Annotated in this window: 20 protein-coding genes; 13 read left to right on the plus strand and 7 right to left on the minus strand. The window is 60.4% G+C overall.

Annotated features, from left to right (window positions below):
• The first annotated feature begins 20 nt into the window (after positions 1-20).
• The 3 genes from AC1DE4_RS14210 to AC1DE4_RS14220 all read left to right on the plus strand — a co-directional run bounded on the left by AC1DE4_RS14210 (position 21) and on the right by AC1DE4_RS14220 (position 3,325).
• The gene (locus tag AC1DE4_RS14210) at positions 21-1,448 is read left to right on the plus strand and encodes a DUF3300 domain-containing protein (protein WP_113472064.1); all 1,428 of its coding nucleotides are present in this window, start codon (positions 21-23) and stop codon (positions 1,446-1,448) included.
• A gap of 34 nt (positions 1,449-1,482) precedes the next feature.
• Positions 1,483-2,418 (plus strand): DUF2950 family protein, encoded by a 936-nt coding sequence (locus AC1DE4_RS14215; RefSeq protein WP_018856452.1) that lies wholly within the window; start codon positions 1,483-1,485, stop codon positions 2,416-2,418.
• Positions 2,419-2,827: 409 nt separating this feature from the next.
• Positions 2,828-3,325, plus strand: coding sequence for a DUF2971 domain-containing protein (locus AC1DE4_RS14220; RefSeq protein ID WP_281419720.1), 498 nt, complete (start codon positions 2,828-2,830; stop codon positions 3,323-3,325).
• 59 nt (positions 3,326-3,384) lie between these two features.
• Here the strand turns inward: AC1DE4_RS14220 and AC1DE4_RS14225 are convergent, their stop codons facing one another.
• Both AC1DE4_RS14225 and AC1DE4_RS14230 read right to left on the minus strand, forming a co-directional pair.
• Positions 3,385-5,334, minus strand: a complete 1,950-nt coding sequence (locus AC1DE4_RS14225; RefSeq protein WP_477881814.1) for an adenylate/guanylate cyclase domain-containing protein — start codon at positions 5,332-5,334, stop codon at positions 3,385-3,387.
• A gap of 2 nt (positions 5,335-5,336) precedes the next feature.
• Complete coding sequence (locus tag AC1DE4_RS14230; RefSeq protein ID WP_192241490.1) at positions 5,337-6,008, minus strand: VIT1/CCC1 transporter family protein; 672 nt, start codon at positions 6,006-6,008, stop codon at positions 5,337-5,339.
• An 83-nt stretch (positions 6,009-6,091) separates the two neighbouring features.
• Between AC1DE4_RS14230 and AC1DE4_RS14235 the strand changes: the two genes are divergently transcribed.
• Positions 6,092-6,220 (plus strand): hypothetical protein, encoded by a 129-nt coding sequence (locus AC1DE4_RS14235; protein ID WP_281419719.1) that lies wholly within the window; start codon positions 6,092-6,094, stop codon positions 6,218-6,220.
• 302 nt (positions 6,221-6,522) lie between these two features.
• On the opposite strand, the gene AC1DE4_RS14240 is transcribed toward AC1DE4_RS14235, so the two are convergent.
• Positions 6,523-6,987: a hypothetical protein gene (locus tag AC1DE4_RS14240; protein WP_026371699.1), complete on the minus strand. Its 465-nt coding sequence runs from the start codon at positions 6,985-6,987 to the stop codon at positions 6,523-6,525.
• 332 nt (positions 6,988-7,319) lie between these two features.
• Between AC1DE4_RS14240 and AC1DE4_RS14245 the strand changes: the two genes are divergently transcribed.
• The 5 genes from AC1DE4_RS14245 (at position 7,320) to AC1DE4_RS14265 (ending at position 10,388) form a co-directional block, all read left to right on the plus strand.
• Positions 7,320-7,517 (plus strand): hypothetical protein, encoded by a 198-nt coding sequence (locus AC1DE4_RS14245; RefSeq protein WP_018856458.1) that lies wholly within the window; start codon positions 7,320-7,322, stop codon positions 7,515-7,517.
• A gap of 61 nt (positions 7,518-7,578) precedes the next feature.
• Positions 7,579-8,223, plus strand: coding sequence for an alpha/beta hydrolase family protein (locus AC1DE4_RS14250; RefSeq protein ID WP_192241489.1), 645 nt, complete (start codon positions 7,579-7,581; stop codon positions 8,221-8,223).
• Between the two features lie 111 nt (positions 8,224-8,334).
• Positions 8,335-9,297 (plus strand): ABC transporter substrate-binding protein, encoded by a 963-nt coding sequence (locus AC1DE4_RS14255; RefSeq protein ID WP_192241488.1) that lies wholly within the window; start codon positions 8,335-8,337, stop codon positions 9,295-9,297.
• A complete protein-coding gene (locus tag AC1DE4_RS14260; RefSeq protein WP_025658833.1) occupies positions 9,294-9,992 on the plus strand; it encodes a L,D-transpeptidase in 699 nt (232 codons plus the stop codon). The genes AC1DE4_RS14255 and AC1DE4_RS14260 overlap by 4 nt, the downstream gene beginning before the upstream one ends.
• 111 nt (positions 9,993-10,103) lie before the next feature.
• A complete protein-coding gene (locus AC1DE4_RS14265) occupies positions 10,104-10,388 on the plus strand; it encodes a hypothetical protein (RefSeq protein WP_082728634.1) in 285 nt (94 codons plus the stop codon).
• 38 nt (positions 10,389-10,426) lie between these two features.
• Here AC1DE4_RS14265 and AC1DE4_RS14270 read toward each other — a convergent pair whose 3' ends face one another.
• The 4 genes from AC1DE4_RS14270 to AC1DE4_RS14285 all read right to left on the minus strand — a co-directional run bounded on the left by AC1DE4_RS14270 (position 10,427) and on the right by AC1DE4_RS14285 (position 15,912).
• Positions 10,427-12,670 carry a glycoside hydrolase family 2 protein gene (locus tag AC1DE4_RS14270; RefSeq protein WP_113472052.1) on the minus strand — a complete coding sequence of 748 codons (2,244 nt, stop codon included), beginning with the start codon at positions 12,668-12,670 and terminating at the stop codon, positions 10,427-10,429.
• Between the two features lie 143 nt (positions 12,671-12,813).
• Entirely contained in the window at positions 12,814-13,725 is a 912-nt protein-coding gene (locus AC1DE4_RS14275; protein WP_018856465.1) for an SMP-30/gluconolactonase/LRE family protein, read from the minus strand.
• A 99-nt stretch (positions 13,726-13,824) separates the two neighbouring features.
• Complete coding sequence (locus tag AC1DE4_RS14280) at positions 13,825-14,646, minus strand: SDR family oxidoreductase (protein WP_169682939.1); 822 nt, start codon at positions 14,644-14,646, stop codon at positions 13,825-13,827.
• Between the two features lie 84 nt (positions 14,647-14,730).
• Complete coding sequence (locus tag AC1DE4_RS14285) at positions 14,731-15,912, minus strand: phytanoyl-CoA dioxygenase family protein (protein WP_192241487.1); 1,182 nt, start codon at positions 15,910-15,912, stop codon at positions 14,731-14,733.
• A gap of 94 nt (positions 15,913-16,006) precedes the next feature.
• Between AC1DE4_RS14285 and AC1DE4_RS14290 the strand changes: the two genes are divergently transcribed.
• From AC1DE4_RS14290 to AC1DE4_RS14305, 4 genes are all read left to right on the plus strand, one after another.
• Complete coding sequence (locus AC1DE4_RS14290; protein ID WP_169682941.1) at positions 16,007-17,029, plus strand: substrate-binding domain-containing protein; 1,023 nt, start codon at positions 16,007-16,009, stop codon at positions 17,027-17,029.
• A 62-nt stretch (positions 17,030-17,091) separates the two neighbouring features.
• The gene (locus AC1DE4_RS14295) at positions 17,092-18,309 is read left to right on the plus strand and encodes an adenylate/guanylate cyclase domain-containing protein (RefSeq protein WP_018856469.1); all 1,218 of its coding nucleotides are present in this window, start codon (positions 17,092-17,094) and stop codon (positions 18,307-18,309) included.
• 149 nt (positions 18,310-18,458) lie between these two features.
• Positions 18,459-18,890, plus strand: coding sequence for an OsmC family protein (locus tag AC1DE4_RS14300; RefSeq protein WP_018856470.1), 432 nt, complete (start codon positions 18,459-18,461; stop codon positions 18,888-18,890).
• Between the two features lie 295 nt (positions 18,891-19,185).
• Positions 19,186-19,794 (plus strand): TetR family transcriptional regulator, encoded by a 609-nt coding sequence (locus AC1DE4_RS14305; protein WP_192241500.1) that lies wholly within the window; start codon positions 19,186-19,188, stop codon positions 19,792-19,794.
• The last annotated feature ends 36 nt before the right edge of the window (positions 19,795-19,830 follow it).

Here is a 19,830-nt window from a genome sequence, read left to right on the forward strand (position 1 = left end):
TCAGAGGAGGTCGTTGCGTGGTGAAAGCAAGATATTTGAGATTGCTTGCGGGGCTTTCTGCGCTGGCAATCATTTCGATGCATCCCGGCCCGCCAGCGTATTCACAGACCGCGACCCCCACACAGAAACTCGCCTCGACAGAGACGACGGCGCCGGAGGCCGCTCTGCTTTCCGAGAATGAGCTTGAAGTGCTTGTGGCACGCATCGCCCTCTATCCGGACGAGCTCGTGGCGGCGATCTCGGCGGCTTCACTGTTTCCGGTGCAGGTCATCGAGGCTCAGCGTTTCCTGGAGGCCAAGAAGAAAGACGCCGATCTCAAGCCGAAGGATGATTGGGATGGAAGTGTCATCTCGCTCCTCAACTATCCAGATATCGTCAAGATGATGAGCGACGATCTCGATTGGACTCAATCGCTGGGTGACGCGCTTACAAACCAGCAAAAGGATGTACTGATCGCCATTCAGCAGCTTCGCGACGAAGCGGTGGCGAAGAACGTCATCAAAACCGACGACAAGATCACGGTCGTGACTGAGAACGAGAACGTCGTCATACGACCGACCAATCCCGAGAAGGTCTATATCCCTCAATATCCACCCGAAATGCTCTATGAGCCAGGCTATACGGCCGCTCCGATCTCCTACTATCCCAATTCTTACGACAGCTACTATTATCCGGGTGCCGGGTTCTTTGCCGCCGCGGTGACGGGCGTCGCCTGGGCTGCCATCGTCAATTGGGACGATTGGGGCGTTTGGGGCGGCAATTGGGGCGGCGATGTCGATATCGACTGCAACAACTGCTTTAACGACCGAAATTTCAACGGCAAGGTCAAATGGAACGACGTCGACTGGACCAAGGTCGATCGCAGCAAGCTGAATATCGACAGGGATCAGCTCGCCAACATCGATCGTTCGGCGATCAAATCCAGCCTGCAGTCCGACAACCGCAACCAGCTCAAGAACAAGGTCAGCGACCGGCAGGCGAACCGCGGACAAGGAGCCAGAAATGTCAGCACACGTGCTGACGATATTCGAAAGAGCACTGCGGAGGGCCTGAGGGCAAATCCGAGGGCAGGCGATGCTGTCGCCAACCGGCCGGGTGGGGCGCGTCCGGATGCCCGTCCGGGCGATCTGGGCAATCGCGTGGATGCGCGTCCAGGAAATGCCGCCAATCGACCGGGCAATGCTGCCAACCGTCCATCAAAGCCGGCAGTCAAGAAGCCAAGCGCACCGAAGATGGCGGCGCGGCCCGACAACCGTTCGCGCCAACCGAGCGCCCTCGGCAACGTGCAGTCCGGCCGGCGTGAAGCGGTGGCTTCCCAGCGAGGCGGACAGAGCATGGGAGGCGGGCAACGGGGTGGTCCACGTCCCTCCGCTCAACGCTCGCGCCCGATCCCACACGGCGGCGGTGGGGGGCGTGGAGGTGGCGGTCGCGGCGGCGGTCGGCGATAGGGTGTCCAGCTATTCAGATTTCCGGAGATAAACCATGAGACCACAGTTTAAGTTGATTCCGCTGTTGCTCGGAACGGCTCTCTCCCTGGCGTGGGCGGCCCCGTCGATGTCGCAGATTCAGACGAATCTTCAGGAATTCGTGGCCGGTACGCCGCCGTCATTCGATGACCCATCGGCGGCGCTTGAGCGGTTCAAGACGGTGTTGAGCGCCAATGATATCGATGGCCTCGCGAGCCTTCTCGGTCTGGACGCGGCCAAACTGCGATCCAGCAAGGAGGCGATGCTAAGCTATGAAACGATCCGCGAGGGCGCTTTGCGCCAACTGCAATTGCAGGACCTCCATGATCGCAAGGTGGTTCTGATTGGCGACGTCATGTGGCCGCTGCCCTTTCCTCTGTCGAAGAACAAGGACGGCAAATGGGCATTCGATACCGAGGTCGGTTTGCAGGAGATCGTCAACCGCCGTGTCGGTCAGAGCGAACTGGCGACAATCCAGACGATGCATGACTATGTGAACGCCCAATACGCGTACGCGCAAATCGACGAGGACGAGGACGGACTTTTCGAATTTGCGCAGAAGCTGATCAGCACCCCGGGACAACGCGACGGCCTCTACTGGGAGCCCGGTGCCTTTGATGAAGAAAGCCCGGCGGGGCCCCTGATCGAAACGGCCGCCTTCAGTAAGGCGAAGCGCGGCGAAGGCTACTATGGCTACCGCTATCGCATCCTGACGGCCCAGGGCCCCAACGTGATCGGTGGAAAGCAGAGCTATATCATCAATGGCAACATGACGGGCGGTTTTGCGTTGATCGCCTGGCCGGTCAAGTATCACGTGACCGGGGCTCAGACCTTCGTCGTCAACGGTTCCAACATCGTCTACCAGCGAGATCTGGGGCCCGAGACCGAGCAGCGCGCCGCGGCGATCAAGGAGTTCAACCCCGACGACAACTGGACGGTCGTGCGCGACTGAGGTGTGGTTCTGGCAGAACGGTTCAATTTAGCCCTGAAAGGCTCCAGCGTGGTTTCGCCTCAACGGAGCTCGACTGACGCCAAATATGATTAACGATCACCTTTCGCTTCTGCCGACGTCAGCCGGCAGGGCGAGCGCGACACTGCGGCCGCGCCTTTTCCACTACACGACACTTCAAGGGTTTCTCGGTATTGTCAGTTCGAAAGTGATATGGGCGACAAACATCCACTATCTGAATGATTCAGAGGGAGTTCCTATATGGGCTGGGCTACCTGAAGGCGGAGGCAGAAGCGTGCGAAGGCCGCATCGTCAAGACAGCAGGCCATTTTGCTTCGGGTAGCCTCTCTCATCGATTTCTTCCAGCAGGGGATATGTCTACACGGCGTCCTTTGCGGAGGACGACGATCTCCTGAGCCAATGGAGGGGCTATGGTGCGGGTGGAGGAGTATGCTTGGGATTTGTCGTCAGCGACCTGCAAAGGGTTGCCGAAAGGGCGGGCTTCCGCCTTGTCAAGTGTATCTATGAGCAAAGCCAGAAAACGCCCTTGGACGATGAACGGGTCGAAGAGTTCGCAAACCAGATTGTCACTCGTTACCAGCAGCTAGCCTGTGCCTTCAAGGATCCGTCCTTTCGTGAGGAGTGCGAATGGCGCATCATTTCGAAGTTCGTACCACGTGACCATCAGTCCGTGAGAGTCCGTGGGACGGCGACGATGCTGGTGCCTTATTTTGAAGTCGACCTTGATCTGGGCAACGATAGTGAGGGCCGCACAAACCTCGGGTTTGAGACGGTGATCGCGGTACCCAGCCTGCAGAAAGAGCGAATACTCCAGGCAGCTTCGATCGCCACGAGGCACCTGAGCGTAGAAGCCTCAAGGCCATCCGATATCCCCTACCGATCGCTATAGCCGCGCTCTCTGGCAGGGGCCAAGAGCCTTCCTGCAATGGACGGATTGTTCGAGCGATACTAGCCCCGAAGCTCGTAAAGCTCGGTCTGCCCCGTTCGGCCCCTGACGCTGACAGTGCCGATAGGCAGGAAACTGAAATTCTCCGCAACTGCGTTGCGGACCGCGCTGCTGACGAGGATCGAGGTTCCATAGTCGCGGTTCAGGCCCTCCAGTCGCGAGGCGATGTTTACAGTGTCTCCGATTGCGGTGTATTGCCGGCGGGTTTCGGCGCCGACGCTGCCGACGACGGCCGGTCCGGTGTGCAGGCCGAAGCGGGTAACGAGTTCGGGGCGACCGGCGGCGCGATTGGAAGCATTCATCTCGTCGATCGCCGCTTTCATCGACAAGGCACAACGGCAGGCGTTTTCGATATGCCGCTCGTCATGAACCGGTGCGTTCCACATCGCCAAAACGGAGTCGCCGATATATTGCACTATGGTACCGCCGTGGCGCTCGACAATCATATTGAGGGTTTCGAAATAGGTGGAAAGCAGGGCGACGACCTCTTCGGGCGAGCGCCGTTCGGAGATGGTGGTAAACTCTCTGATGTCGGTGAAGAGGACAGTGATCTCCTGCCTGGAGGCGGAGCCGATCGCTGATTGGCCTGTCATGACAATCCTGCGGACCAGTTCACGCGGCACGTAGAGCGAGAACATCCGGATGGTATCACGGGCGGAACCGAGCGCTTTGCCGAGCGCGTTCACCTCGGATATCCAGGAGCGCGAGACGCGGCTCTGTTTGAATTCCAGATTGCCCAGTTGCCTCGCCTCGTCGGCCAACGCATAGAGCGAGCGGCTGATCAACCGGGAGATGATGATCGCGGCGATCGCGCCCGCCGACAGGAAGGCGGCTGCGGCAGCCAGATTGCGCCTCAGGGTCCGCTCGACAGGACCGACCAGGTCGTCAAGCGGTGCTGCGATGACGACCGTGTAGTTTTTCAGCATGCCGGCTATTTCCGCACGAAAGCTTTGGGCCAGATACTCGCGGCCATTCACCAGAAAGCGGACGACATCGCCATCCGGCCGGCTGCGGTCCTGTGCCAGATTCGCGACGGCCGGGATGGCTGGGTCTGTCGCTGCCACGTCTGCAACAGACATCAGCCTCCCGCGACGCATCTGATCGCGCAGTTTCGTCATGATCGCGGGGTCGGAGTGAACGATCAGGCGGCCAGTGCTGTCGAATACGTAGCCATGCGCCGCTTCCGAGATCGTCCCGGTATCGACAACCTCTCCCAAGGTCACAAGCATCACATCGGCGCCGATAACGACCTGGTCCTTCCCGGCTACGGGCGTAGCGAACGTCAGGGTGAGGTAGTTGGTCGCAGCGGAAACATAGGGGCCGACCGATGTCGTCCGGCCCTCCGAGACGGCGGCCTTGTACCAGGGCCGGGACCGCGGGTCGAAGACATCGTCGCCGTCTGCGCGCCGAGCGAGAGGTCGAATGTCCTGGTCGAAGAACGTCCAGGTCGTCACTGGAATACCGATGACCTTCGTGATCGCACGAACCGCGAATGCGGCGTCGGCCGGAGCATTCAAGGCGTCGCGCCACGCCGGATTTGTCGCAAGGTTGGTGGCCTGAATGTACGTCCCGTCAGCAAAGCCGACATAGACCCCGTCTATGTGGAAGGACGACTTCAGTTCTCGCAGCAGCAGGGCCTGCTTCGCCGGCAGATCCTGGGGTGGCGGCGTGAGTATTTGCGGGACGGCGGCGGCCGTCTCGATCGCGGTGTATCCGCCGTTGAACACATCGCGGTAGTTCTCGATGGTGCGCAAGCCGAGTTGACGCATTTGTGCTTCGCCAGCGGACAGGGCGGTCACCTTGCCTTGGGTATATGCCATCCACACGAGCGGCAGCGCCGTGCAAGCCAGCAGCCCGACAATGATGACGCTGAGGTGCAATCGCAGGGGAAATGCCCAGTCCGATGCACTCCTGGTCCCTGTCGCGGGCGGTGGCGTAGCGCGGTCCACCATCCCTACCCCCCGAGAGCAATCGCAATGCCGACCAGCGCGAGGCCTAGGCACGTCATCGTTATGCCTGCGTTGAGCGGCTTTGCGTCCGAAAAATGCGCCCAGGCACAGCCTGTCAGGAAGAGCAGGGCAACCAGTAGAAAATTGCTGGTTCTCAGCGCAAGGTCCGCACTGCTGATCATGAAGAAGGGGATAACCGCAGGCAGCGATGTCGCCGATACCAGGAGAAAGACGATGAAGGCGGCGAGAAAATCATCTCTCGACAGACGAGTGTTGGCAGGGCTTCCTCGCCGCGCGAGGCCGAGCATGGCTTGGTAGAGTGCCTCTTCATCCGCTGCCGCGGAAACTAGCGGTTCGCCGTCGATCGGAAATTCCTTCCGGAGCGCAGCAATGGCGTCCCGCTCGTTTTGAGCGGCCCTGACCTGCCGAAAGACGCGTCCGCGTCGGCTCTTGTAGAATACCACGCCCAAGACGAACAGCACGGCGTCGATGATGCCCCATGCCACGTTGCAGCCGATGGTCGCGACGATCAGCTCGCGGACGTCAAGGCCCCCTTCGGTGAAGATGACCCGTGAGCCGACGGTAAATGTCAGCGCCATAATCAGTCCGAAGAGGACTTCGCCGAGGGCATCACCCGGGTCGATTACATCGGCGATCTGTGGCCTGCCGGATGCCATGAAATGCCTGCTCCTTCGCGGCTGCTGAATTCCTCATATGGAACGATCCACGACTTCAACGAAGCAGCGCGGACGCAAAACTAATGATGAGGATCCCCGAGATCCGTCGCTGTCTTGTCTCCGTGGCAAGCGAGACATTGAGCGCTCTTTTCGAGTCCTACGACCTGGGGGTCGACGCCTTGGGGCGCTTCCTCGGCCAGCTCGACGGATGAGCGGCGCATCCTTGAATCTGAACGGCTTTGCTCGAACCTCGAGGCGGAGGTGGTGGTGTACTGCAATGAGCGATACGGCCAGGAGATGCGTTCGCAATATGCTTCAATCGCCTTCATCGCCACGGGCTCCGATGCCTTGAGAATACGTCCTGGCGAGTGCTGTGCGCTTCCATGCCGTCTTGGCGCACCGTGGCATCGCGTGCTCCGTTGGCGCGGAGGGCCAAGCTTCTCCCCGCTTACCCCGCAAAGCGCAGGACGTTCGCAAACCCTGTCGGCCGGTATCGCGCGCTTTCCGCTCCGAATTATTCGACGGGCGGCTCCCAGGTCAGGTAGAAGCCGACGTCGCCGGGGATGCCCCCCGGAAAATTGATGATCACCGCCTTCAGCCCATAGCCCTGGGGCTTGGCCGCCGTCTCGAAGAGATCGTAAAGTTCCCTTGCCTTGCCCTGGAGGGTATTCTGCCAGCCGGGCAGGTTGTTGTTGATGTGTCGACCGCCATCCGAGCAGAGGCTCGACGGGAAGCTGTAGACCATCGCTTCGTATTTTCCGTCCGCGGCGGCTTTCATCACCAGCCGTTTGATGACCGCCCGCTCTGTCTCGCCGATATGCTTCTGGAAAAAATCCTCGACGAACTCTGCATGTTTCGTCGCCTCGCGGGCCTTTATCTTGTCGTCGCGTTCCATCTCCGCAAGCTGAAGTTCAAGGGCACGCTTGCGCAGATCTTCGGCACTGGTCATCGACTGAGGGGTCGTCTCGTTTGCAGTCATCGCCATGTCCTCCGAGTTTTCCAAAGGATAAGATGAGTACGGGCGTCAAGGCAGTAAAATACACAGGGGATGAGGTAGTATACGGTATATTACGCCGTGGGCCACTGGCTGATCTTGTCCCAGTGCATGTGCTCGGCAGACAGAGTTGAAACGGCCCCTGGGGGGAAGCCGCCAAGTGCGGCATGGACATTTGGTGATCGAAGGGGCGTCGACCGCATATTAATTAGTAATCTGTAATAAAATCCCGCAGTCGCCGTTCAGGAAATGTTGCTGGCGGTCCCTGGAACATTTAGCGCAGTCGCAGGTTGCTTCTGGAAATTAGGAGCGAAGCGATGCTAATTCTTGAAGAAGTTCTCCTCGTTTCTGCCGATCGGGTGGCCTGCTGTCGCGGTCAGCTCGAACTGGATCTCGACCAAATGATCCTGCAACTCGAACGGTCGGGCTTCTCCCGCAAGGAGATCCTGGTCGCCATGAGCGAAATGATCAGCGAAGAATTCTCGGCGCTTCCCGACATGCCGAAATTCCATTGACCGGCTATCACCTTGCACGTCCGATATGGTGAGGCTTTGCTCATTGCGCTATGACATCGCGATGAGCGAGACGTTTCTGATCACCGGCCCGGACAATCCCCCAGCCACCATCCTGCTTGCCCACGGTGCCGGCGCACCGATGGACTCGAAGTCCATGACGGCGGCTTCCGAAGCGCTTGTCGGTAAAGGCTTCCGGATCGCGCGCTTCGAGTTCGCCTACATGGCGGCGCGGCGGACGTCGGATGCAAGAAAACCGCCGCCGAAAGCCGAGACCCTCATCCCCGAATACATGGAGGCGGTAAAGGAGGTCGCGAGCAGCGGGCCGCTCATCATCGGCGGCAAATCCATGGGCGGACGAGTGGCCAGCATAATTGCCGACGAGCTATATGACCAAGGCGCGATCTGTGGATTGTTGTGCCTTGGCTATCCTTTTCATCCACCCGGCAAGCCGCAACAACTGCGCACCGCGCATCTGAGAAACCTGCGTTCGCCGACGCTTATCTGCCAGGGGACGCGCGACGAATTCGGTACGCGCGAGGAGGTCGAGAACTATCCGCTTTCCCCCGCAATATCATTGCGTTGGCTCGAGGATGGCGACCACGATCTCGCGCCGCGCAAGAAGATATCCGGCTTCTCCGTCGCCGATCATCTCGCCACGATGGCAGCGAGCGTCAAGGCTTGGGCAGACGAAAACTGCCTTCGCTAGGACCGGGTGCGAACGTCAATTCGACTTGACGCATGTAAATGCTTTATGCATGTTCGCCTGCAAGATGTGACGTGCATTTCTGCGATCCTTTCTCGCATGTTTGGGGGCAGCATGATGAAGTGCGTAGCATGTTCAGGGCTCTTCTCATCCATTCTCGCCGCAGCGCTTGCGATGAGTAGTGCCGCCTTCGCCGCCGATCTCGTGATCGCGATGCCGAACTGGCCTTCCGGGCAGGCGACGGCGAATATTCTCAAGGTCAGCATTGCCAAGGAATTCGGGCTCAATGCCGATGTGCAGGAGCTCGGGACGCTACTTGCGTTCAATGGCATGGAGAAAGGCACGGTGGACATCCAGCCGGAGGTCTGGCAGCCGAACCTCGAAGATGTCATCAAAACCTTTGTCACGGAAAAGGGTGCCGTGGTTCTCGCCAAGCATGGCGTGCCGGCATGGCAGGGCATCTGCGCGACGCCGGCTGCCGCCGAAAAGGGGCTGAAGTCGATCGCGGATCTCAGCGATCCGGAGAAAACAAAGATTCTCGACACTGATGGTGACGGCAAGGGCGAGCTGTGGCTCGGCGCGCCGACCTGGGCTTCGACGGGGATCGAGCGGGTGCGGGCAAACACCTACGGCTACGCCAAGAACCTGACGCTGGTCGAGTCGGAAGAAGAAGTCGCCATGGCGGGGCTGGATATCGCGATCGCAACAAACCAGCCGCTTGTCTTTGCCTGCTACGCGCCGCACTTCATCTTTGACCTGCACAGGATCGTCCGCCTTACCGAGCCCCCGCATGATGCCAGCAAGTGGAAGCTCGTCGGTCCCAGTGATCCGCTCTGGGTCACCAAGTCCTCCGCATCGACGGCCTGGGATACAGCCAACTTCCGCATCGGATACGGCGCCGCTTTCGCCAAGAAACGCCCCGAGATCGCGGCGTTTCTGGAAAAAGTCGATCTGACGCCGGAGGAGGCGACGGCGATGAGCTATGCGCTTGAAGTCGACCGCATACCGCCGCTCGACTACGCGAAAAAATGGGTCGCCGACAACGCAAAGCGCGTGGATGGGTGGGCTAAGCAATGACGGCACGCTGCAAATTTCCGGTGAAGAGGAAAGAGGCCATCCGGCCGCGCAAGCTGACTTTGGCTCTGCTTGCTGCGGCAGCCTGCCTCGGCCCCCTGGCTGCCTGGGCTCAGACACAGATCTATGACTCCAAGACGCACACTTGGGTCGACTACGACAAGAAGAAAGCTCGCCAGTACTACGCGCGCAACAACCAACCGCCGGAAGCATTCCGGATGCAGACCGTGACCTTCAGGACCGCGGAGCCGCCAGGAACGATCATCATCGACGGCAACCAGCATTTCCTCTACCTCACCCAGCCTGGCGGGCAGGCCATCCGCTACGGTATCGGCGTCGGGCGCGAAGGCTTCGGTTGGGCCGGGATCGTGCGTGTGGGCCGGACAGCGGAATGGCCGACCTGGACACCACCGGCCGAAATGGTGGCGCGTGACCCAAACGCGGCCAAGTGGGCAGCCGGGATGCCGGGCGGACCGGAAAATCCATTGGGTGCCCGGGCGCTCTACCTCTACGAAGGCGACCAGGACACCATCTATCGCATCCATGGGACGGCGGAACCTTGGACCATCGGTCTCGACGTTTCCTCCGGCTGCATCCGTATGAACAATAACGACATCGTCGACCTCGCCTCGCGGATCAAGATTGGCGCCAAGGTCATCGTGCTGATGCAGGGGGCGGCGCTCTACAAGGGCGTCTGACAATAGGTCCGGCACAAGCGCCGGAAATGGAGAAAACAACGCTAGTCGGGGGACAGGATCTTGGGGCAGAGAATCGCGAGGGGAATTTCGATCGGCTGGGCGATAACGGCAATGGCGAGCGCGGCGTTGCTCGGCGCCTGCACGCCGCCGACGCCGCCAGCGCCTGACAGCATGGCCCGCACCACGTTGCAGACCGCACCGGCGGATCTCCAGCTACTCTGCGCCAATTCGGCGGCCGGAATTGCCGGCGCGAACGCCAAGGTACTGCCCACGGCCTCCCGTCAACTGCCCGACGGCACCTTCGGCGTCGATCTCGATGCCGGCGGCAAGAAGTTCTCTTGCATCGTCGACAACAACGGCACAGTCCGGTCAGTGCAGCCGGCGCGGTCCGGCTGACGGCACGCCCCGCGAGGTCGGGCGTACCGCCATTATGCTCAAACGGCGGTCAGTTCGATCTTGACGGCAGGGAGCCGGCTGCAGTTCGCCTGTACGCTGATCGCGCCGGTCAGTCCTGTCGCTTCCAACCAGAAGCCGGCCGTGCCGCCCTGTAGCGGAATCGATGCCGGCCCGACAATCTTCGCCGGTCCGTCGACGTGCATGGTGACATTGTCATTCATGAAGGGCAGGCGCTGTCCCTGCTGATCGAGCGCGCGGATGATGACGCGGGTCGTGTCGCGCTCCCGGGCCTTTAAAGTCGGGCTGTCGGCAACGACCTGCAGCGTTGTCGGCAGCGGGTCGGCCGCGAGCGTCAACCTGGCAACCGGCTCGCCCGCAATGTAGCCGGTGAATTCGCCATCGATCCATTCAAGCCCCCACGTGCCAAGCTCGTCCGGCGTGAAATGGCGGTGGTCGAGAACGACAGGCGGATGCGGCAGGTGCGGATAGTTCTCGCGGTCCGGGCCGATCCGCTTCGTCACCGCGCCGTATCGCAATTCGACCTCATCGCAGTTGGTCAGGATGATCAACGGCAAAACGCCGCCGATGTTGCGCTCGCCGCGAGCCCAGAAGGTGACGGGCTTCATGACGACCTCTTCGGAAGGATCGCATTGGCTCGCGTAGACATAGGCGGCAAACTTCGGCTCGCGGAACATGTCCATGACGCCGTGGTAGCAGATGCGGTCGCCGGAGCCGAAGTCCTTGTGGGTGTTGTAGTCGAACATGCACCAGCCGATCGCACCCGCGATATCAGGATCGCCATAGGCTGCGTTCAGCACCTCGAGATGTCGGCGGACATGCTCGGCTTGGCGAGCCTCCTGGTCGTAGATCTTGGTGGGATACATGTGGCCACCAAACTCGGTGATCATGTAGGGCACCTTGTACGACAGACCGGTGGATTCCTGCTGTGGACGAAGCGCCGTGCGCGGGCGGTTGTTGCCGGGCAGTTCCTCGTTGCCGAGGATGAAGTCGTTCATCGTGTAGACGTCTTCGAGCAGTTCGCTGTCGGTTATGTAGCGGACGCCGCCGGTCTGCCGCGTACGGTCCAGTTCACGGGCAAGTTGGTTGGTCTCGACATAGAAATCGTGGCTGTCCTGTGATTCGTTGATGCGAACGCCCCAGATGATGATCGAGGGATGGTTCCAGTCGCGCTCAATCATGCGCCGCACGTTGCGGATCGATTCCTGCTGCCATTCGACGTCGCCGATATGCTGCCAGCCTGGGATTTCCTCGAAGACCAGAAGACCAATGCGATCGCACCGATCGAGGAACCACTTCGATTGCGGATAGTGCGACGTGCGGACGATATTGCACTTCAGCACGGATTTCATGATATCGGCGTCGCGTTCCTGGGCCGATCTGCCAGCGGCATAGCCGACATAGGGGAAAGCCTGGTGGCGATTGAGACCGCGTAGCTTCAGCGGCCGGCCATTGAGAAGAAAGCCTTCGATCGTGAACTCGGCGGTGCGGAAGCCGAAGTGCGACGAGACGCGGTCGGAACCGTGACTTGTCTTCAGTTCGACGGTGACTTCGTAAAGCGCCGGATTGTCGATATCCCAGAGCGATATACCGGTCAGCTCATTGAAAGAGAGAGTAACATCTTCACCGGTCGTTTCCGCGGAAGCCGTGGCGAGCACGCGCCCATCCTCATCCTTCAGGGATGCGGATACCGAGCCCAGGAAGGTGAGTTGTTGCAGATTGGCAAGATCGACACGCACGCTTGCCGACTTTTCCTCCGCCAACACATTGTGGGTTTCGATCTTCAGGTTGGCGATGGAAACCGGGTCCGTGACCTTCAGCCAGACGTCACGGTAAATGCCGGCATAGGTCAGGTAGTCGATGCGGCCGCCGAAGGGCGGGATTTCAGGGTTTTCGCTGCCGTCGATTTTCACGGTAATCAGATTGTCGCCGACCACCAGGCTGCCGTTGAGGCGCGCCTCGAACGGTGTGTAGCCATCCTTGTGCGCGATGATCTCTTCACCGTTCAAATAGACGACGGCATCGGCCATGGCGGCGTCGAAGACAAGCGAGACCTCACGGCCCTCGAATTCCGGCATCCAGCGCAGGATCTTTTGGTAGGTGAATGCCCGCTGGTAGCTTGTCTCGTCGAAGTAGTTGAACGGCAGTTCAACGGCCGTGTGTGGCAGGCTGACGGTCGCTGAGCCATCGAAGCTCCCGAGCAGGCGCTGGCCGAAACCCTCGTGGAAACTCCAGCTCTCGTTGAAAGAGACGACGGAACGCATCTCAGGCTCCCATGCAAAAGGCGTTGCGAACAGATTGGCGCTGCTGAAGGGCGCGTGGAAACTCAAGCATCGATGGTTCTTTCTGGATTGGAGATGGCTGACTGGTAGTCAGCGCTGACGTCCTAGTGGCGCGCGATGCTATCCTATGGATATTGGGCGCCGTTGGTCGTGGTGTAAATCGAATAGAGCGATAGGGTGGCGGTGATGAACAGTCGGTTCTTCTTTACGCCGCCGAAGGCGATATTCGAGACCGTCTGCGGCACCTTGATCTTGCCGAGGAGCGTGCCGTCGGGCGCGAAGCAGTGAACGCCATCGGCAGCGCTGGTCCAGAGATTGCCGCTGACATCGAAACGGAACCCATCCGGCACGCCGCTGTCTATCGAGCAGAAATACCGGCTGTTCGCGAGCCTTTTGCCGTCCACGATGTCGAAAACGCGGATGTGGCGGGGGACATCATGGTTTCGGGAGCCGGAATCGGCGATGTAGAGCTGCTTCTCATCCGGCGCGAAGGCTAGGCCGTTGGGCTGAATGAAATCCGTGGCAACAGCTTCGATCTCGCCCGTCGATGCGTCGATGCGGTAGACGTTGCGGGTTTCCTGTTCGGGCTCGGACTTATGGCCCTCGTAGTCGGACATGATGCCGTAGGTCGGGTCGGTGAACCAGATCGAGCCGTCCGATTTCACGACGACGTCGTTCGGAGAGTTCAGGCGTTTGCCTTTGTAACTGTCGGCCAGCACCGTGATGCGGCCGTCGAATTCAGTGCGAGTCACGCGGCGGCCGCCGTGCTCGCAGGAAACCAACCGGCCCTGGCGGTCCCGGGTGTTGCCGTTGACGTAATTCGAGGGAGAGCGGAAAACTGAAACGCTACCGTCGGGCACCCAGCGCATCATCCGCTCATTGGGAATATCACTCCAGATCAGGCAATTGAGGTCCGAGAACCAGACGGGACCCTCTGCCCAACGACAGCCGCTATAAAGTTCTTCCAGCCGGGCGCTGCCGGCGATCAAGCCACGGAAACGGTCGTCACGAATGTCATAGAGCGCATCTTCTGACACGGGTCAGCTCCTCCCAAAGCGATGTGACGATCTTCGTAAACGTAAACGGTCAAGTGTTCCAGAGCCCGGCGCCGGCAAAAGCGCCGGGCTCTGCATTTTTTAGAGGGCTGTGTCCGGATGCGGCGAGCCGTCATAGGCGCCCCAGATCGACTGGTCGAAGCAGATCACGGACCCGGTCATGAGGCCTGATTCCGGCGAGGAAAGATAGGCGCAGGCACGCGCCACTTCCTCGGGATCCACGAGGCGGCCGAACGGCTGGGCCGCGGCCGCCTTTTCCAGCCAATCAGCCGGTGCGTCGTGATATTCCCGCTGAATGCGGTCCTCGCCCTCGGAGGCCATCCAGCCGATATTGAGGCCGTTGACGCGGATGCGGTTGCGTAGAAGCGCGTAGGCGGTGTTCTTTGTCAGGGTTTCCAGTGCACCTTTCGAGGCGCAATAGGCGGCAATGAAGGGCTGCCCTGCCTTGGCCGACATGGAGCCGATATTGACGATGGTGCCCTCGATTTTTTCGCGCCGCATCACTTTTACTGTCTCCTGCATCAGGAAGAACGGGGCACGGACATTGACGGCGAACATGGCGTCGAAGAGCTCCGGACTGGTGTTCAAAATTGTGCCGCGGTCGGTGATGGCGGCCGCATTCACCAGGGCATCCACGCGACCGAATGTCTCGTCGCAGACTTGAACGACGTTTCTGGCATCCTCGACCTGGCCAAGGTCGGCCTTCACATAAACGACCTTGGCCCCGGTGGCGGCAGCGATCTCATGGGCCTTGGCCTTTCCCTTCTGCTCGTTGCGGCCGCAGATGACAAGGCCCTTGGCGCCGCGCTCGGCGAAGAGGCGGGAGATCGTTGCCCCGAGTCCCTGAGTGCCGCCGGTTACGATGGCGATCTTGCCGTCGAGGCGGCTGTGGTTTGTTGTCATGTACTCCTCCTTTGAATGATGGCCTATATGCCGAAAGCTCCCGGCACCAAGGCGCCGGGAGCTGATTTCGTCAATGCGGATGCGTCAGCTTAGTCGCCGCTCGCTCTGTTGCGCCAGTGCCGAGAGGAACCGCGCGTCATCCCAATCCTCCCGCAGCGCCTCGTGCATCAGCTGCGCTTGCGTCTTCGGCGCGAGGCCACCAAGCGGTGGGTCGCGGTCGAGGTTGGTCGGGAACGAGTAGCCCTCGGCGCAGGCGGCAACGGCATAGCCGATCTCGATTTCGGACAGCTTGCCCCTCAGGGCCTTCAAAGCCGGGAACAGCTTGGCGCTCATGCGCTCGCGGTTCACGGTCTCCATTGCCCGCCCGAATGCCGAGGAGACCTGCAACAGATTAGCGACGCGCTTGATGTCGGTCGAGCGGTTCGTACCAGCCGCGTGGAACAGCGCCGGATTGAAGAACACCACGTCGCCCTTTTCGAGCGGCAGCTGGACATGATGCGTCTCGAAATAGTCCTTGAACTCCTGGCGCTTGACCGCGAGGTAGCCCGGCTCATAGGTCTGGCTGTGCGGCAGGAAGAGGGTTGGACCGCTTTCGAGCGGCATGTCGCAATGAGCGATCGCGCCCTGCAGGGTCAGCACCGGCGAGAGCCGGTGCACATGCGCCGGGAATTGCTCGATCACCTTGGAAGACTGGAAGCCGAGATGGTAGTCGCGGTGCGCGGACTGTGCCGCGCCACCCGGATTGACCCGGTTGACCTGGGCGGTCATTTGATAGCTTGGGCCCAGCCAGGCTTCGCTTGCGATCGCGACGATGGGGTTTGCGTAGTACTCGGCGAAGTTCTCGGGATCGGCGAGGCAGTGCTTTTCCAGCGAGTTCCAGATGCGGTCATTGGCACCCGGCTTAGCAAAGTGATCGCCGCCGCCGCTCGCGGTTCGGTGTTGCTCCTCGATGATCTCGCTGAATATTGCGCTGGCGCGGTCGATGACGCCGGGATCCCTGTAGGCGCGCTTGAAAACGACGACGCCCGGGCCGTCGCCAAAGGCTTCGCAGATCTCGGCGAGAACCGCTCTGCGGCCGCTGGCGATCGCTGCAGCGACCTTGGGGCTATCATAAATCAGAATGTTCTTTTCGACGGCGTCGGCCGTCGGATAGTCGGCGAGAGCCGTTGTCTTTTCGGCAAGCTTGCGGAAGTCGCCGAGATCGCAAGCATCCTCGGTCAGCCAGACGCGATCGGCGCGCAATTTCTGAAGGTTGTCGGTTTTCATCAGGTGCTCCTCCCTTTCCGATGAGGGCACTATACGCCGCCGACTGGTGTGTTATAGATCAGGAATCCATCAAAAAACCATCAAGACGGATTGTGTGGCACACCGGTTTCTCGTCAAGGATATCGCCTTCCAGGCCGGGCTGAGCACAGCGACGGTGGATCGCGTTCTCAATGGCAGGAGTGGCGTCAGGCATCAGACGATGATGCGGGTGCAGGCTGCGATCGCAGAGCTGGAAAAGCAGCAGATCGGCGGCGAGGTGAGCGGGCGGAAGCTCGCCATCGATGTCGTGATGGAAACGCCGGACCGCTTCAGCACCGCCGTTCGCGATGCCTTTGAGGCGGAGGTCGCCACCTTTCTGCCGACGGTGTTCCGGTGCCGCTTCCATTTCGCCGAGGTGATGAAGCAGGCAGAGCTGGTGCAGTTGCTCGACCGGGTCCGGCTGCGCGGCACGAACGGCATCGTCTTGAAAGCACCGGATGTTCCGGAGGTCACTGCTGCGGTTTCCCGCGCAACGGACGCCGGCATTCCGGTAGTCACTTTGGTGACGGACCTGCCGAATTCCTCCCGCAGTGCTTACGCGGGCGCTGATAATCGAGCGGCCGGTGAGACTGCAGCCTATCTTATTGGCGAGCATTTCGGCGACGCGCCCGGGCGGGTTCTCGTCACGCTCTCCAGCGGTCGATTTCGCGGTGAGGAGGAGCGCGAGATGGGCTTTCGCCGCGTGCTGCGCGAACGCTATCCCCAGATTGGGATGATCGAAATCAGCGAAGGCCACGGAACGGATGCAGCGACGGGCACGCTGGCCGCTCGTGCAATCGCGGCGGATCCGGCGATCAACGCGGTCTATTCCATCGGCGGCGGAAACCAGGCAGTGCTGGCCGCCTTCGAGGCGGCGAAGCGGCCGATCCGCGTGTTCGTCGCGCATGATCTCGATGCGGACAATCGCGCGCTGCTTGCCGACCGCAAGATCGGCTTCGTCTTGCACCACGATCTGCGCACGGATGCCCGCTCGGCCTTTCGCGCCGTCATGGGCCGTTCTGTCAGGGGCGGAATTGCGCCTCCGGCATTGTCGTCGCTGGAGATTGTTACACCTTACAACATGCCTGCTACGGATTGAGGTTTGCCTTTCCCTTAGCGGTAAAATCGCGATAGTGCTTTCGCAGGAGCGAGGGAAACGGTATGGAATACAGCGATATAGGGACAGTTGCGGCCTGGCTGACGGAGCAGGGGCTCAAGGGCGCGTCGGAGGCCGAACTGTTGACCGGCTTCTGCGACGCCTGCCGCGAACGTGGCTTGCCGCTCGATCGCGGCATGGCTCTGATGGACACACTGCATCCCGTACACGAAGGCCGGGCGTTCCGTTGGGACAGCCAGGAGGAGATCGAGACCGAATTCGAGTATGGCTCCACCAGCGAAGGACCGGCATTGGAGAGCTGGCAACGTTCCGCCTTCTACTATCTGTGGGCGGGAGAGGAGAACGAGGTCAGACGGCGCATCGGTTTTGGCGATCCGGCCGACTTCGCCATGCTCGACACGATGCAGGCGCAGGGCCACACCGATTTCGTCGCGATGGTCCACCGGTTTGCCAAGGCCGGCACGATCGGCGAGATGGATTGCTTCTTCTCTCATTTCGCGACCCGCCATCCCGAGGGATTTTCTGATCACGATCTCATCATTCTGCGGAAGCTGGTGCCGGTGTTGGCCCTTGCGATCAAGTGTATCGCGCTGGCGCGTATCGCGAGGACCATCGCGGAGGTTTATCTTGGCGATGACGCCGCGCGGCAGGTATTGGAAGGCAAAATCACCCGAGGCAAGTCGGAGCGGATCTCGGCGGCTCTCTGGTTCTCGGATCTTCTGAACTATACGAAAATATCCGACACCGCGCCGCCGGAAGAAATCCTGCCGATGCTGAACGCCTATAGCGATGTGGTCATTTCCGCGATCCATGAGGCCGGTGGCGATGTGTTGAAGCTTATCGGCGACGGTGTCCTGGCGATCTTCAAGGCGGACGAGCCTGCCGATGCCTGTGCTGCGTCGCTGCAAGCCGAGCGATTGCTGCGGCAGAAGCTGAAGGCGTTGAACGATGAGCGCGCGCTGGAAGAACGGCCGACGACCGAGGTCTATATCGGCCTGCACATCGGTGATGTCTTCTATGGCAATATCGGCAGCCGCGAGCGACTGGACTTTACCGTCATCGGCCCCGCCGTCAACGAAGTCAGCCGGATTGCCTCGATGTGCCGATCGGTCGATCTCAACGTGCTGATGTCGTCGGAGTTTGCGGCGACGATCCCGGAGAACGAACGCGGCGCGCTGGCCTGCATCGGCCGTTACGCGCTCCGTGGCGTCAAGCGCGCGCAGGAGCTTTATACGCTCGACACGGCGCGAATCGAGATCTGACGCCTTCTGTCCGTGCGCCGTCAGAAGAAATTTCACGGCGTTGTCGCCTTCTGCCGATAGAGGATTATATCGGTCGAAGAGGCGGGTTGCCTCGTAGATCGGGCGAAGCGGCGACAGCCCGCTTTCTCTCATCCAAACAGGAGGACGGCATGCAGATCAATCGTACAGGTTCAGCGCAGTGGTCCGGTGGACTGAAGGACGGCAAGGGGCAGATCTCCACGCAGAGTGGCGCGCTCAAACACTATCCCTACGGTTTTTCGAGCCGTTTCGAAGGCATCCCAGGGACAAATCCGGAGGAACTGATCGGGGCGGCGCATGCCGGCTGCTTCACGATGGCCTTGTCGCTGATCCTTGAGGAGGCGGGTCTCAAGGCGACCGATATGGAAACGACGGCAAAGGTGACGCTCGAGAGCGTAGAGAGCGGCTTTGCCATCACGGCGATCCATCTCACGCTGACCGGCACGGTTCCGAATGCCGATGAAAGGACATTCATCGAGCTCGCCAACAAGGCCAAGGCCGGATGCCCTGTCTCCAAGGCCCTTTCGGCTGTCCCGATCTCGCTCGACGTCAAGCTCGCCTGAGCCTTGAGGTGAGACCGAGTGCCGCACCGAGGTGTCGGCACTTCGTCACCTGTCCATCTTTCCAAGCTTCGATCGACTGAATCTATGCGCCCTGCGGCCCAAGCCGTCGGGGCGATTTTCCGTGCTCGCCACGCGCGCAGATAAGCGGGAACGGCGAGAGTTGGCAGATGCCCATCCTATTTACACCAGATCGGCCGTGAGTCTCAGATGCGGCCAAACCTTGACAAATTACGAATGATGTCTTACGACTGACGAAATTCAAAAATCGTCAGTCGTAAGTGAGTGCGCAAAATTGATTAGCGATGCTGCGGAAAACACGATCGAAATAACGCGCCAGGAGAATGTGACCCGCATTCTCGACGCTGCCGAGCGGCTTTTCCGTCATTACGGGTATTCGAAGACGACGGTGGCAGACATCGCTCGTGATCTCGGCATGTCGCCGGCCAACGTCTATCGCTTCTTCGCCTCGAAGGTGGAGATCCACCAGGCGATCTGTGGCCGTATGCTGGTTCACAGCTACCAGATGGCGTACGACGTCTGCCACCTGCCGATCAGCGCTTCCGACCGGCTGCGACGTTTTGTGCAGGGCCAGTATCAGATTACGGTCGACACCATGCTCGATCAGGAAAAAGTGCATGAGATGGTCATCGTCGCCATCGAGCGCGACTGGCACGTAATCGAAAGGCATATCGACAGTATTCATGAATTGCTCGCCGATGTGATCCGTGAGGGGATCGCTGCCGGCGAGTTTGCCGAGCAGGACGCGGATGTCGCGTCCCGCTGCTTCGGGGCTGCAACAATCAGCCTCTGTCATCCGCAGATGGTGGCGCAATGTCTTGCCAAGACCAACCGCGCCACCGTCGACGAACTGGTCGAGTTCTCGATCAGGGCGCTAAAGAAATAATTCGCGGCAAGGGCCGCAAATCAACCGATAGCCGAT

The sequence above is a fragment of the Rhizobium sp. 10N414 genome, from assembly GCF_056394785.1.

Excerpts from the sequence above, each read along its gene's own strand:
- AC1DE4_RS14270 (WP_113472052.1), bottom strand. The coding sequence starts at position 12,670 with ATGCGTTCCGTCGTCTCTTTCAACGAGAGCTGGAGTTTCCACGAGGGT.
- AC1DE4_RS14260 (WP_025658833.1), top strand. The coding sequence starts at position 9,294 with ATGACGGCACGCTGCAAATTTCCGGTGAAGAGGAAAGAGGCCATCCGG.
- AC1DE4_RS14255 (WP_192241488.1), top strand. The coding sequence starts at position 8,335 with ATGATGAAGTGCGTAGCATGTTCAGGGCTCTTCTCATCCATTCTCGCC.
- AC1DE4_RS14265 (WP_082728634.1), top strand. The coding sequence starts at position 10,104 with ATGGCGAGCGCGGCGTTGCTCGGCGCCTGCACGCCGCCGACGCCGCCA.
- AC1DE4_RS14250 (WP_192241489.1), top strand. The coding sequence starts at position 7,579 with ATGAGCGAGACGTTTCTGATCACCGGCCCGGACAATCCCCCAGCCACC.
- AC1DE4_RS14225 (WP_477881814.1), bottom strand. The coding sequence starts at position 5,334 with ATGGTGGACCGCGCTACGCCACCGCCCGCGACAGGGACCAGGAGTGCA.
- AC1DE4_RS14295 (WP_018856469.1), top strand. The coding sequence starts at position 17,092 with ATGGAATACAGCGATATAGGGACAGTTGCGGCCTGGCTGACGGAGCAG.
- AC1DE4_RS14285 (WP_192241487.1), bottom strand. The coding sequence starts at position 15,912 with ATGAAAACCGACAACCTTCAGAAATTGCGCGCCGATCGCGTCTGGCTG.
- AC1DE4_RS14300 (WP_018856470.1), top strand. The coding sequence starts at position 18,459 with ATGCAGATCAATCGTACAGGTTCAGCGCAGTGGTCCGGTGGACTGAAG.
- AC1DE4_RS14230 (WP_192241490.1), bottom strand. The coding sequence starts at position 6,008 with ATGGCATCCGGCAGGCCACAGATCGCCGATGTAATCGACCCGGGTGAT.
- AC1DE4_RS14280 (WP_169682939.1), bottom strand. The coding sequence starts at position 14,646 with ATGACAACAAACCACAGCCGCCTCGACGGCAAGATCGCCATCGTAACC.
- AC1DE4_RS14215 (WP_018856452.1), top strand. The coding sequence starts at position 1,483 with ATGAGACCACAGTTTAAGTTGATTCCGCTGTTGCTCGGAACGGCTCTC.
- AC1DE4_RS14235 (WP_281419719.1), top strand. The coding sequence starts at position 6,092 with ATGATGAGGATCCCCGAGATCCGTCGCTGTCTTGTCTCCGTGGCAAGC.
- AC1DE4_RS14245 (WP_018856458.1), top strand. The coding sequence starts at position 7,320 with ATGCTAATTCTTGAAGAAGTTCTCCTCGTTTCTGCCGATCGGGTGGCC.
- AC1DE4_RS14240 (WP_026371699.1), bottom strand. The coding sequence starts at position 6,987 with ATGACTGCAAACGAGACGACCCCTCAGTCGATGACCAGTGCCGAAGAT.